The sequence below is a fragment of the Wolbachia endosymbiont of Zygogramma bicolorata genome (assembly GCF_051130665.1).
Classification (GTDB): Bacteria; Pseudomonadota; Alphaproteobacteria; order Rickettsiales; family Anaplasmataceae; genus Wolbachia.
Genome location: NZ_CP149530.1, coordinates 735,687 through 749,405, shown reverse-complemented (window position 1 = coordinate 749,405; position 13,719 = coordinate 735,687). Strand labels below are relative to the sequence as shown.

Below are 13,719 nucleotides of genomic sequence, written 5' to 3'. Positions count from 1 at the left end.
TTTCAAAATATTATATCCTTTATAGCTTTGTTAATTTTTGATTCCTTCTCTGCAAAAGCAGCTTCTAGAGAGGTTTTAAGTTTTTCCCATTCCTCTTGACCATTTAGAATTAAAGATTTATATTCATTTTCAATTTTTTCCAATGCTCTTTGACATGAGGAATCTAACTCCTCATACAAATCAGTATTTACTGATTGCAGTATTACCAAAAACGAAAACAAATTTGGAGCAGGTAATTCTTCTCTTGTGTAATTCAGAAGACACAGCTTTATTTTTTTTACGCAGTATTCTATTGTTTTTAACGATAGTAAAAGGCTTTCTGCATAAAATATAAAACTATCTACAATCAAATTTTTTGACTTTTTCGGTAATTTAATATTTTCAAATAGTTCTTTTGTAAATTTTTCTATCGGTTGCTTCGGTAAATGTAAAGAGAGATCAGTAAAAGATTTTAGGTCAAAATTTGGTCCAAGTATCGTGCTAATGGCTTTATGCACATTGCTCTTATCTTTACTTACAGAAATAATGAAAACCAGCCCCTCCACATCAAGCATATACTTTATAGATTCCAAAAAATCGACAACGAATTTAGGGCGGCACACATCAAGATTATCCACCATTATATAAATGTTTTTGTCTTTTCTAATTCTATTAACTACTTTTGCCAATTGTGTTTTAAAATCCTTAATGTTTTCTTCTCTTCTTTGAAGAGTATTAAACTCTCTCAGTACAGAACCAATATCTTTCCTATCAGCCTCTTTTGTAGCGTCAAGCAATACGGAAAGCATAGCAAGTGGAGATTTACTGATCAGCTTTCCTAGTGTGTTTAGAGAAAATAGTTCTTGGTTTATGTTCTTGAACTGTTGTATAACGCTTCTTTTTACTTCATACGATGCAAATAAATCTTCAAATAGAAAATTTAAAAAAGAAGGAAGTGGTTGATCCAGTGCATTGATATCCCATGCGTTATAGTAAGCTGCAATTTCATTTTGCTGTTTTAACTCTTTTACCCACTCTTTCAGAAAAAACGTCTTACCCCATCCGTCATATCCTTCTAAAGATATTATTGTAAAAAACTGATCAATCGTTTTAATTATAGTGTTGAATTTGCCTGAAAATTGCTTATAGTTTAGACGGTCATTTTCCCAAGCCGCCACTTGAAGTTGTGGCACTATTTTTTTCTTTTTGAATGTTATTAGCGATATAAGTTTTTTTAAGCACATAAGACCCTTACGCTATATTTTACTATAGTATTTTATAAGTTAAGAGTCCAGACAATCATTTACTTAGTAATCCATGTTTTTCTAACACATTAATAGAAATGTTTTTCAAGCTACTTACAGGATCAAGCACACCATATGGATCATATGTGATAGTTTTTATTCCTGTTTTTTCTTCTATGCATCTTTCCATGTATTGCACGTAATTTTGTGTAAGATCGTCTATTACTTCCTGTGTTTCCTTTAAACTTTTACAATCTTTGAATTCAGTTACTAGTTGCTCAATTCCACTTTCATAGAGTCCAGAATAGTTTTGAATTATAAAACTCCTGTTTTTAATAGCTTTTTGTATTAAAGGAAACATCCCGTTTATATAAGCTAAGCTTCCTGCATCCAAACTGATATCTATTGTTAACTTTCCTTTTTCCTTCCATAAGTCTATTTTTTCCTCCATGATTTTCCTACTATCACAAGTTTTTATTAATTCTATTAGTGCAGAATTACCATACTTATCAGATACCCAGTCACTATGCACAAAGTTTTTATACACCAGCATTAATGGAAATATAAAGCTTAGGTTATCAATATATCGAGCATATTCGTCTTGATTTAATTTTCTTATTATTTTGCTGAAATTAGGTTTAATAATAATATCCTTATATCGAGCATATTCGTATTCGTCTAGATTGAATTTTCTTGTTATTTCGCTGAAATTGAAATAAGGTTTAATAATAATATCCTCATATCGAGCATATTCGTCTTGATTTAATTCTCTTATTATTTTGCTGAAATCAGGTTTAATAATAATATCCTTTAATAAATCTGTATTGTGAAAATTAATATCGCTTTTTGTTAAAAGTAGATCATTTGATTTAAAATCAAACTCTTTTAATTTTTTCACTTCTAAATTAGGCACTTGTAGTCCTAAGTCAATCTTTATATCCTTTAATATGTATCCAATTCGTTTACTATCTGCGTATTCTTTGTTAAATAACGCAATGAAATCAAGAGCGGTTGATCTTAATTTTTTGATTAACCAATTATAAGTATTACGTACTCCATCTAATACAAAAGTTAACATAACTCCTCATTTTAAAACACTATGTTTTAAGTGTACAATATTTTCAATTAGTAAAGCAAGTTTTTAGGCTGAAGTATGTCACTAAAATTTAGTGTTTTATAAGTAGTGGTAGTATGGTAAGAAACTTATAGTTTGCTAAAAAGAAATGGAATGACTGTGATAATTATTTAATATCCTGTCTTGAAGTAAGTGCTATCCTCAGCGTTCCTTCATCTAGGTAGTCAATTTCTCCGCCCATTGGTATGCCGCAAGCAAGACGTGATATTTTCACATCCAAATTTTTTAGCAATTCAATTATATATTGTGCAGTAACTTGACCCTCTAATGTCGGATTAATTGCAATAATTATCTCTTCAACTTTAGATTTTGTCACTCTTTCCAGAATAGTATCAAGGTTAAGTTCTTTTGGACCTATGCCGTTTATTGCAGACAATCTGCCCCCCAAAACATGGTATAAACCTGAATATATATTTCCTTTTTCAAACGCCCATAGATCACCCAATTCTTCTACTACACACAGTAACTTAGTGTCACGTTTTGGGTTAGTACAAATAGAACAAGGTGATTTAGTATCTAGATTTCCGCAAATCTCACATTCTACTATAAGATCTGCTAGCTCTTTAATCAAAGATACAAGTGGTAGCATAACTTTCTCTTTGTTTTGGAGTAAATGTATAACCAACCTGCGTGATGATGATGGTCCTAAACTTGGCAATTTAGAAAAAGCATGAACTAGATTCTTTATGTTAATGTTCATTCAATAAATTCAGAATAGTTCATCAAATGGTAACATCAAACCCTTTGTAAAGAAAGTGGTAATACCAATTCCTAAAAATAAATAGAGGAATAAAGAAAAATTTCTAAAATAGAATAATTTAAGAATTAGTGGGGAGTTATGGCAGGAAAAAGTAAAGCAATAGGAGAAGAATTATATAATAAGTGTAACCTGGAATTAAAGAAGCACGGCATAAGAGGAGAGATAGGAAGAAGATTACAGGCAATAATATCTGCAAAAGAATATGGAATAACAAAAGTTGCTCAAATATACCGAATTACTAGAACTACATTGATGAAGTGGATTACAAGATTTAAGGAAGGAGGAGTCAATGCGTTTAAAATACAACCAGGACGTGGAGTAAAGCCGAAGTTGAGCTACAAGCAGCAAGAAGAAATTAAAAATGTCATAGCAGAAGAAGGAGCCAACCTAACGGCTAAGAAATTAAAAATCATAATTGAGAAAATGTTTTCTATTGAGGTAAGTAAGTCTACAGCACATAGACTGATGCAAAAGTTAGGTTTTTCGTATATTACTCCAAGGCCTGTGCACAATAAACAGGATAAAAATAAACAAGAAGAGTTTAAAAAAAAATCTTAATGAAACTATTGTCACGTATCCCGAAAAAGAGCTATTTTTCTTCGATGAGTCGCGGTTTGGCACACATTCAAAGATTGGACACGGGTGGTTTAAAAAAGGCATTAGGACACAGGTTAAGGTAAAATTAGGTAGGCAAAACTTTTATCTCTATAGTGCAGTTAATCCTAGAAATCGAGAGAGTTCTAGCTTATTCGTACCAAACGTCAATACTGATTGTATGAATATATTCCTTGAGCAGATGTCATACCAAACTTCGTTATTGGGAAGACAAATAGAATATACGATAAATTCACTTAAACCTCCATTTATAGGCGGAAAGCACTCTTTTTCATTTGTCTCATTATTATTGAGAATTGGTATCACAATATTTAGGAACAAGGGAGGCATTTCTTGTTGTGGATTGTGCAGGATGGCATAGATCCAAAGGTTTAAAAATACCACAAAATATTACCTTAATCTATTTACCTCCATATTCACCAGAGTTAAATCCAGTAGAGCGTTTATGGCAATATTTGAAAGACAATCTCATTAAAAATAGAATATATGACTCTGTTAGTTTATTGGAGGATATTGTATGTGCATTCATTCGTAATATTACGGAAAGTTCGATCAAAACCATTTGTTCTGTGAGTTATTTGCCTACTTATTTATGAGATTTGGTATAAGTAAGTCTACAGCACATAGACTGATGCAAAAGTTAGGTTTTTCGTATATTACTCCAAGGCCTGTGCACAATAAACAGGATAAAAATAAACAAGAAGAGTTTAAAAAAAAATCTTAATGAAACTATTGTCACGTATCCCGAAAAAGAGCTATTTTTCTTCGATGAGTCGCGGTTTGGCACACATTCAAAGATTGGACACGGGTGGTTTAAAAAAGGCATTAGGACACAGGTTAAGGTAAAATTAGGTAGGCAAAACTTTTATCTCTATAGTGCAGTTAATCCTAGAAATCGAGAGAGTTCTAGCTTATTCGTACCAAACGTCAATACTGATTGTATGAATATATTCCTTGAGCAGATGTCACAATATTTAGGAACAAGGGAGGCATTTCTTGTTGTGGATTGTGCAGGATGGCATAGATCCAAAGGTTTAAAAATACCACAAAATATTACCTTAATCTATTTACCTCCATATTCACCAGAGTTAAATCCAGTAGAGCGTTTATGGCAATATTTGAAAGACAATCTCATTAAAAATAGAATATATGACTCTGTTAGTTTATTGGAGGATACTGTATGTGCATTCATTCGTAATATTACGGAAAGTTCGATCAAAACCATTTGTTCTGTGAGTTATTTGCCTACTTATTTATGAGATTTGGTATAAGTTTGCAAAAGCGCAGATAGTATTATCGGACAGTTGGAGTTTAGGAGAAATAAACGCATGTTTTCCAGTAAGTAGTATAGAAGAGAGGGGAAAAAGGTTTTTACTAGGAAGTGATAAGCTATCTGAACAAGTGTGGAATTTAAAATACAAGCCAATTTTAGAAAGGTTTAGCGTTACTCATCATTACAAGGTAGAAGATTTTACCAACCAAAAAGTTATAAGATTTGGTATAGCAGAGCACTATGTTCATTATGAAAGCGATTTAAATTCAGAGCAAAAGGATTCAATACAGGAGTTAGAAAATTACATTTTAGTGTTTTACCCAGGTGTACTAACGTGGCACGAACATCGACATTTGAACAGGTCTTGGAAAGAAAGACAGCCCATATGCTTAATATACTAAACATATATATTTATATCTTCATATACTATATTAGTATTTAGTTAAAAAAGGTGTACTACGCGAAAAAAGACTTGCCTTTTTATACCAAAACACGCATAACTTAAATAGTAGCAAGTAAACAAAAAAAATTGATCTTGCACTAAAGAAAGCCAAATTGGCGTATGTTTTTATAGTGAGGTATGTTATGAGGTTTAGCGAGGAAAAGAGAGAAGCTTTTAATAAGTCATTTTATGAATTATTAAAGAACTCGTTTAAGAATATTAATGAAAAAGATGAAAAAGGGGAAACAGTATTGCACCATGCAGTTGAAATCTCCGATCGCAAAACAGTGAAGTTATTAATAGAAAAAGGAGCAGAAATCAATGCAAGAGATAAAAAGGGTTATACACCACTGCACTGCGCAGTATTTGCGAGAAGTTTAGAAAATATAAAAGTGCTGGTAAGGGGAGGAGCAGAAGTAAATGCCACTCAATATATCGGTGGATGTGCACCGCTACACTCTGCATGTAGGATAGGGGCAGGCATTGCAATAATAAGAGAGCTGGTAAAGGCAGGAGCTGCAGTTAATCAACTGGATAAATATGGTGCAACACCAATGTATTACATATGGGAAAGTGAAAGGTATGGTCTATGGGATAATGGAGAGAATGAGAAGGCGAGGAAATTCCTAGGAAAACAAGGCGGAATAACAAAAAGTAGAAAAGTGACATGCTATGAAATAGAGAGTTTAGTGGAAGAAATAGCATATATGTTGGATAGAAGCTATTTACCGGAGTTAAAAATAATAGAGATAGAAGAAATAAGAAAGAGAGATAAGGAGCTAATAAAGGAAGAGTGTAAAAATTTAGCAAGCAAGATAATGAGCCGAGTGAACGAAATGATAAATGAAGTGTTGGAGGGAGACTTAAGATATTAAGTATATAAATTTATATTTTAATATAACATACGAAAAAAATGTGTAAATTTTGTAAAAAAAAACTTGCTTTTGATGGTAAAACAGGCATAGCTGGAATAGTGGTAGGTAAACAAAAAAAATTTACCAAGAGCTAAAATTTTGTGGTTTTTATAGTGGGGTAACGAAGATGTTCAATTTAAATAAAAGACTGGAAAAATTAAAGGAGAATTCATTTCGTGGAATAAATGAAAAAGATGAAAAAGGGGAAACAGTATTGCACCGAGCAGCACAAGTGTCAGAGCCAGAAGTAATAAAGTTACTGATAGAAAAGGGAGCAAAAACAAATATAGAAAACAAAAGCGGAGAAACACCATTACACTTAGCAGCATTCTATGGAAAGGTAGAGAATGTAAAAGTACTGTTGGAGGAAGGAGCAGATGTAAATGCTAGAAACGGTAGAAGAAATACGGCATTACATTATGCGAGCCTAATGGGATATGAAGAGACGGTAAGGGAGCTAATAAAAGCAGGGTCAAATGTTAATACTGGGAACTACATAGGAAGGACCCCCCTACATGAAGCAGTATTTATGAGGGAAATAGAGAATGTGAGGGCAATATTAGAAGCGGGAGGTGACATAAATGCGAAAGACCAAAAAGGATACACGCCAATAGATCTGGCATATATGGCAAAGACTAAGGAGATAATAAAAGAGCTATTATTAATAGATTAAAGATATAGATTTATATTTTAATATAATATGCGGAAAAAATGTGTAAATTTTGTAAAAAAAAACTTGCTTTTTATGCCAAAACAGCCCTAAGTGAAAAAGTGGTTGGTAAATATAAAAAACTTACCAGGCGCTAAAGTAAGCCAAAATGGCGATTTTATAATGGTTTAATATTGGGGTAATTATGAGATTTAGTAAAAGAAGCAAGGAAGAATTTAATAAGTGGTGGAAAGAATTAGTAGAGAGCTCATTTAAAAATATTAATAAAAGAGACAAGAAGGAAAGAACAATATTGCATTATGCAGTAGGAATTTTAGATCCAAAAAAAGTGAGGTTATTAATCCAAAAAGGAGCAGATATAAATGTGGCGGATGCAGGACAATATAGACCATTGCACTTAGCAGTAATGGGGCAACGTGTAGAAAATGCAAAAGAGCTGATAAAGGCAGGAGTAGAGGTAAACGCAGTGGAACGAAGTAGCAAATTTGCTCCGTTGCACCTTGCCTGCATGGTAAGTGAAATAAAAATAGTAGAAGAGCTAGTAAAAGCAGGAGCGAATGTAGAACAAAAAGATAAATTTGGCAAAACCCCAATGTATTATGCGAGAAATAATAAAGAGATAAAAGAAGTGTTAGAGAACGTAAAAATGGCAAATAAACAGAGGGAGTTTATAGAAAGAATAAGGGTTGTATCGGAAAGTATGGCAGTTGGTGTGATAGTGGCAAAGGAGGAGCTGAAAGAAGAAGATATGGATGAGGTGCTATAAAGAGATTAAAGACTGAGGAAAAGTGGTATGAGAATTATGGAAAAAAAGGAAAAAATAGAAAAGAAAGTAAGGAATTTAGGAGAGAAACCATTAGTAGAACTGAGGAAAATATGGAAGAAGGTATTTGGGGAAGAAGCACCGCAACATTCGAGGAAATATCTGATACCAAGATTAGCTTATAGAATGCAGGAGGAAGAATATGGAGAAATGTCAAGAAAAGGATCAAAAAGACTAGAATACCTAGCAGATCGACTAGAGAAGGGAAAAAGGATAAGTAGCGATAAACTGCCAGCAGTGGGAACAGAGTTGATATTAGAAAGAGGTGAAGAAGTCCACGTTGTAATGGTAACAGATAATGGTTTGATCTATCGAGAAGAGTTTTATACGTCATTATCGGCAGTGGCAGGCAAAATAATGGGGATGAGTTACAACGGACCTTTGTTGTTTGGCATGCGTGATAAAAAGGGAAGTTGAGAATGCTAAAAGAGGTAAGGTGCGCGATATATACAAGAAAATCAAATGAAGATGGACTAGAACAAAAGTTTAATAGCCTGGACGCGCAGCGAGTAGCATGTGAAAAATACATAAAGAGCAAAGAAGGATGGGTAGCACTGGCAAAAAAGTACGACGACGGTGGGTTTTCAGGGAGTAATTTAAATAGACCAGCATAAAGGAATTGTTTGAAGATGTAAAGGCAGGAGAAGTGGACTGTGTGGTAGTGTATACGCTCGATAGGTTATCAAGGGAAACAAAGGACTGCATAGAAGTAACGTCATTTTTTAGAAGGCACCGGATAAGTTTTGTAGCGGTAACACAAATATTTGACAATAATACGCCAATGGGAAAATTTGTGCAAACAGTGTTATCAGGAGCAGCGCAACTAGAAAGAGAAATGATAGTAGAGAGGGTAAAAAATAAAATAGCAACATCGAAAGAACAAGGGCTATGGATGGGAGGAACTTTGCCACTAGGGTATGATGTAAAAGATAAAGAATTAATAATAAATGAGAAAGAAGCAAAGACAGTGAAGCATATATTTGAAAGATATTTGGAGCTGAAGTCAATGGCAGAATTGGCAAGGGAATTAAACAGAGAAGGATACCGAACAAGGTCTGATATCTTTAAAAAAGCGACAGTAAGGAGAATAGTAACAAATCCAATATATGTGGGAAAGATAAGACATTATGACAAACAGTATGAGGGAAAGCATGAAGCAATAATAAAAGAGGAAAAATGGCAAAAAGCACAAGAGTTGATAAAGAATCAGCCTTATCAAGGCAAAAAATATGAAGAGGCACTACTAAAGGGGATAATCAAGTGCAAGAGCTGTGACGTAAATATGACACTGACATACTCAAAAAAGGAAAATAAAAGGTACCGATATTATGTATGTAACAATCATTTAAGTGGAAGAGGTTGTAAATCAGTGACCCGAACAATAGTAGCAGGAGAAATAGAAAAAGAGGTAATGAAAAAAGCAGAGCAATTATATGAAAATTGGGGAGAAAAGGTTGAAGAATGGGGAAATTTAAATCCAGGGAAGCAGAAAGAAGCGGTAAAAAAATTAATAGAAATAGTATTGGTAAGGGAAAACGGAATGGAGGTATGTTCAGGTGGCATAAAAGAATTTATAGCAATGAGTTTAAAGAAGAAAGCAAACAAATGCACGGTAATAGAGCCAGAAGGAAAAACAAACAATGCGCTACTGAAAGCAGTGGTGAGAGCCCATCTGTGGAAACGGCAACTGGAGGAAGGAAAATATAGAAGTGTGAAAGAACTGAGCGCGAAAATAAAGATAGGCAGAAGGCGAATACAACAAATTTTAAGATTGAATTATTTAGCTCCGAAGATTAAGGAAGACATAATAAATGGGAGACAGCCAAGGGGTTTGAAGTTAGCTGACTTGAGGGAAATACCGATGTTATGGAGTGAGCAACTAGAGAAATTTTATGGATTAGCGGCGTAATTACACCATTTATAAAAACAACAAAAGGAGAGAAACTATGAACACCAAAACTATTGAAAGGTATTGCTGAGAAATAAGAAAGGTAGCCAAATTGCCGCTACTGCAGTTGATACAGAGGAATCAAGGACCTCTGATGTACCAAAAGATGTTGAGGTAAAAGAACAAACTAATGCTGAAAAAGCTACAGAAATCGACACTCAATTGTGTGAAAATATCAACGAAAATAGTGATGATCTTAATACACTTCAACCTACATGTGAAACCAGCGAAAAAGCCCAAAACTCCTCAATAGAAACGCCAAATGCCACTGACAGCCCCTCTTTAGCTGTATGTTTTGATGGCGATGCAACAGACAAAAAAGACAACCCATCAATAAAAACAACGCAGCAAAGACAAACAATCTTAACTGGTTTTGTTGGTACAGCGTTATTAGTGAGTAGTGTTGCTATATCCTGGAAATGCACGTTATAGCGGTAATTGGCGGGATTGTTGGATTGGCTTATGTAGGTTTTGCGCTGTACAATCTTTATAAAGCCCAATACCAAACTCGAAAAAGTTGAAGATGTAGAACAACTTACCACTCAGCCTTTTTTGAATCTGGCATAAAATGTGTATACTCGAAAAATATGAAAATTTTACTACTTGCTAACAAAACAATTGGCATTTTTGAAGTCCTTTACGCCGTTAAATCCACAGATTCATTTGCTAGGGTTTTTATGGGGTTTACAGAAATAGTTGTAAGAGATGACCTTGAAAAGTACATCTAAAGCCTAAAATGCGATTGTAAGGTCACCTCTGAGGGTTATTTTTTTCTTTAACGTACTACAAAGTTTAAAAGAATAAGATTTAAGAAGAATTTGATAGGAAGTAACACCTAAACTCTATTACTCATCGTCATAGTCAGGATATTGTGGAGGAGCTTCTCCTTACTTTATAAGATAACTTCTTTAGAAGGCTTCCTGTAATATTAACTTACTTCCCTAACTTGAGCTTAGGGCTCACAGCACATACTTTTAAACTTGCTAAAAACCAAACAGATACAAGTTGAAAACTCTAAAAATTATTAAGTGCACCTACAAGATTAGCACCGCTTACAATTTGATCAGCTTTAACATCGCTAAGTGCTGTATTTGCTTTATATAAACAGCAACCCCCTGCTATAAGAAAAATTGATGCAGCTACAGCAAGTGTGAGACATATTGCTAAATAAAGTATTGTTAAACTTGCACCAACAGCAAACACTCCAGCTATTACAAAAGCAGCAGAAGCATAGTTACTCTGTTTTCTACTCTGATCACTTGCTACTGGGAGTTTTGTATTTTCATCCTCAAGATCTTTACGAGAGCGAAAATCATCAAATTGGCTACTTAACAGAGCTTTGTCTTCCATAAGCTGGTTATTTTTTCTAGTAAGATCATCGGCAATTCTTTGTTGCCTCGAGTTTTCTTGTAGTCTAGCCAAGTCTTGCTGTGCTCTATTCAGCTCCCCTTCTTTCCGCTCAAGCTGAGCTTTTGTCCTTTGAAGTTCATCCTCTTGTTCCACCCTTTGAGCCAAAGTCAAATCTCTTTCTTCTCCAAGTTGAACGTTTTGATGATTAAGATTTTCAATCTTCTGTTCTTGCATAGAAATAGTTTCGGATAATTCATCTCGTTCATCAGTAAGACTTTTAATCTCTTGTGATAATTTTTGAGCATAACTGTCTGAATGAGCATAACTGTCTGAAGTAGCAAGCTGAGCCTTACATTGGGGTAATTGACTAGAAAGAGTAAGATTTATGTCTTTGTACGAAAATATCTGCTGCAATGATATATCTTCAAGATCTTGATTTTGAAGAGTATTTTCTAACTGTTCTAGAGATGAAGCATTTTGCTCCAAACTATCATTACCTTCATACTCTGAGCTTTCATCTGTGTGAATATCATCACTTATTTTCTGCTGGACAGGAAAGAGAATAGTATCATTTGCTTTTACATCAGAGCTACCCGTAGTAGTTTCTTGAGGACTTTTAAGTTTTTGAGTTTTCGGCATTTTACGTTCTCCTTGAGATATTTTTTTTATTTGCTCATTAAACGAAGCAACATTATCGAGATTATCAATAAAACATGACCTAATTTTTTCAATCGACTCCTTTATATCTTGGGTACTTTTGCCGAACAATCTGTTTAGACCAATATACAATGCCGTTGCAAAGTGTGCTGTTCTGATGCTAGTAGCATTAAACTCTTTATTTATCTTACCGTAATTAATAGATCTCTTTGTTGAACAAAGATTAGTTAACTGTTCAAACTTATTACCCATTAGAGAGGCAAGTTCAACTTTTTCTCTATTTATTGGTGTATATTGAGATAAAACTTTTTTTACTCCTTCATGATCATTCCAGAGCATTCTTGCTATTTCAGATGCTATAAGACCGCACGAGTAGTCATCCTTTTGAAATTGAGTGTTTGAAACATATAGATTACAATCTTGTTGGGTTAAGAAGTCATTAATACAACCTCTAAAGCTATTTTCCTCACCTATAGCTGGATTCTGAGCATCTACAAATAATATATTTTTTTTATTCTGATCTACAAAAAAGTAGAAAACAACCCAGTGATTTTCATGTTGCCCTTGTTCTACAGGACGCCTTCTAATGCAGAGTACATCTCTATTTTCTTTACTTATCAATTCAAACATTTCTTTTAATTCATTAGAAAATGCTGAACCTTTACCTTGAACCTTAACTATAGGCTTATTTCTGCTGTTACCGCTATCATCATTCTCAGAACATAAATCAAATAATGAGAAGTGTATTCCTGTATTATCATACCAACCTTCTTTGCCATCTCTTCCTGAGAAGAACTCGCTAATTTCTGCGATTTTATTAGAGTCAACTTTGCCAATAATAGACTGTACTACTTGTCCTAGCGATTTATCATCCTGGCTAGAGCAAGAAATAAAGGCTAGACTATTCCTTGATAAATCAAAATTAGCTTGTTGACCACCGCCATCAATAATTGTGTTTCCTAACATGATGTTTATTCACCTCAAACCTATTTAATTAGTATATCACTAAATAACGATTACATCAAGTAAAATTGAGTATGGTTTCAGAATAAATCTTTGATCTTAAGACTATGTGCCTTTTGATAGCCTGAAGATGGTTTTATGTTTCTTGTTTCTTTTCCTTCATCAATATATTGTTTTTCTATCAATTTTGAACATCTTGCTTATCTTTTCCATAATCATTTTTTGTCTACTACTTTCAAAGCACGTTCTCTCAAATCTTCACTATATGACTTTGACATTTTTCTACCTTTTTTAAAGCCATTTTATACTTCATTTATCCTTTCTAGAGAAATCTTTCGTCGATTAGCTGTAGGTGAAAAAATTTCTTACAACTGCGAGTTTGAACTGATTTTACTATAGATCAACAAAATTGAGAACCACCATCTATATTTAATATCACTATTATAAGAATATGATGGATTATGCTTTAAAGAAGTGCAAAAGCTGCTGAAGTTTTTACAGCAAACCTGCATGGAGCCACTTCAGCAGAATAAACAGAAAGTTGCTCCCACTGCTCCATAGAAAATAGCTTCCTTATTAACATCCTTACTCATTGCTAATACTCCGTAATGGTCAATAGTCATAAACTCTCACGTGCAACTTATACATTTATTTTATTATATTCACTGTATTACTTTTTTAAAAGCTTTAATTTACCTATAACCCTAATCCATCTATTATCAAGAGAAGAAAGGTGATCTAGTTGGTTGGGCAAATGCCGCCTTGAGTAGGTTTCATTTAGCTTGTCACTAGGTCTTGATACCGCATACGTAATACCAAAAGCAACAATTCCAACTACCAGTGTAGCAGCTATGCCAGCTATAACTAACGTTGATAACCCGACATTGGCAATACCAAACCCAACACCGACTGTCAATGCAGCTATAACACCACAAATAACACTAGT

12 protein-coding genes and 4 pseudogenes are annotated in these 13,719 nt (G+C 33.9%); 11 read left to right on the top strand and 5 right to left on the bottom strand.

The window, feature by feature from the left end; all coding sequences use genetic code 11:
• Positions 1-2: 2 nt before the first annotated feature.
• The 3 genes from WKH12_RS03520 to recR all read right to left on the bottom strand — a co-directional run bounded on the left by WKH12_RS03520 (position 3) and on the right by recR (position 3,052).
• A complete protein-coding gene (locus tag WKH12_RS03520) occupies positions 3-1,223 on the bottom strand; it encodes a KAP family P-loop NTPase fold protein (RefSeq protein ID WP_434732021.1) in 1,221 nt (406 codons plus the stop codon).
• Positions 1,224-1,278: 55 nt separating this feature from the next.
• A complete protein-coding gene (locus WKH12_RS03515; RefSeq protein ID WP_434732020.1) occupies positions 1,279-2,301 on the bottom strand; it encodes a hypothetical protein in 1,023 nt (340 codons plus the stop codon).
• A gap of 163 nt (positions 2,302-2,464) precedes the next feature.
• Positions 2,465-3,052 carry a recombination mediator RecR gene (recR, locus tag WKH12_RS03510; protein ID WP_434732646.1) on the bottom strand — a complete coding sequence of 196 codons (588 nt, stop codon included), beginning with the start codon at positions 3,050-3,052 and terminating at the stop codon, positions 2,465-2,467.
• Positions 3,053-3,196: 144 nt separating this feature from the next.
• Between recR and WKH12_RS03505 the strand changes: the two genes are divergently transcribed.
• The 11 genes and pseudogenes from WKH12_RS03505 (at position 3,197) to WKH12_RS03455 (ending at position 10,235) form a co-directional block, all read left to right on the top strand.
• Positions 3,197-3,676, top strand: coding sequence for a helix-turn-helix domain-containing protein (locus tag WKH12_RS03505; RefSeq protein ID WP_341822923.1), 480 nt, complete (start codon positions 3,197-3,199; stop codon positions 3,674-3,676).
• On the top strand, positions 3,606-4,094 hold the full coding sequence (locus WKH12_RS03500) for a transposase (RefSeq protein WP_434732645.1): 489 nt from the start codon (positions 3,606-3,608) through the stop codon (positions 4,092-4,094). Before WKH12_RS03505 ends, WKH12_RS03500 begins: the two co-directional genes overlap by 71 nt.
• A pseudogene (locus WKH12_RS03495) lies at positions 4,036-4,329 on the top strand (transposase); the annotation flags it as partial. The gene WKH12_RS03500 and the pseudogene WKH12_RS03495, both read left to right, overlap by 59 nt.
• An 8-nt stretch (positions 4,330-4,337) precedes the next feature.
• A pseudogene (locus WKH12_RS03490) lies at positions 4,338-4,992 on the top strand (IS630 family transposase); the annotation flags it as partial.
• A gap of 10 nt (positions 4,993-5,002) precedes the next feature.
• A pseudogene (locus WKH12_RS03485) lies at positions 5,003-5,407 on the top strand (phage tail protein); the annotation flags it as partial.
• A gap of 184 nt (positions 5,408-5,591) precedes the next feature.
• Entirely contained in the window at positions 5,592-6,323 is a 732-nt protein-coding gene (locus tag WKH12_RS03480; RefSeq protein WP_434732644.1) for an ankyrin repeat domain-containing protein, read from the top strand.
• A 166-nt stretch (positions 6,324-6,489) separates the two neighbouring features.
• On the top strand, positions 6,490-7,035 hold the full coding sequence (locus tag WKH12_RS03475; protein ID WP_434732019.1) for an ankyrin repeat domain-containing protein: 546 nt from the start codon (positions 6,490-6,492) through the stop codon (positions 7,033-7,035).
• Between the two features lie 181 nt (positions 7,036-7,216).
• On the top strand, positions 7,217-7,798 hold the full coding sequence (locus WKH12_RS03470) for an ankyrin repeat domain-containing protein (protein ID WP_434732018.1): 582 nt from the start codon (positions 7,217-7,219) through the stop codon (positions 7,796-7,798).
• Between the two features lie 36 nt (positions 7,799-7,834).
• Positions 7,835-8,272, top strand: a complete 438-nt coding sequence (locus WKH12_RS03465) for a DUF2924 domain-containing protein (protein WP_434732017.1) — start codon at positions 7,835-7,837, stop codon at positions 8,270-8,272.
• A gap of 2 nt (positions 8,273-8,274) precedes the next feature.
• Positions 8,275-9,764: pseudogene (locus WKH12_RS03460) on the top strand (recombinase family protein).
• Between the two features lie 63 nt (positions 9,765-9,827).
• Positions 9,828-10,235 carry a hypothetical protein gene (locus WKH12_RS03455; protein WP_434732016.1) on the top strand — a complete coding sequence of 136 codons (408 nt, stop codon included), beginning with the start codon at positions 9,828-9,830 and terminating at the stop codon, positions 10,233-10,235.
• Positions 10,236-10,817: 582 nt separating this feature from the next.
• Here the strand turns inward: WKH12_RS03455 and WKH12_RS03450 are convergent.
• Both WKH12_RS03450 and WKH12_RS03445 read right to left on the bottom strand, forming a co-directional pair.
• Positions 10,818-12,776 carry a TomO hydrophobic C-terminal domain-containing protein gene (locus WKH12_RS03450; RefSeq protein WP_434732015.1) on the bottom strand — a complete coding sequence of 653 codons (1,959 nt, stop codon included), beginning with the start codon at positions 12,774-12,776 and terminating at the stop codon, positions 10,818-10,820.
• Between the two features lie 667 nt (positions 12,777-13,443).
• A complete protein-coding gene (locus WKH12_RS03445) occupies positions 13,444-13,689 on the bottom strand; it encodes a hypothetical protein (RefSeq protein ID WP_434732014.1) in 246 nt (81 codons plus the stop codon).
• Positions 13,690-13,719 lie beyond the last annotated feature (30 nt).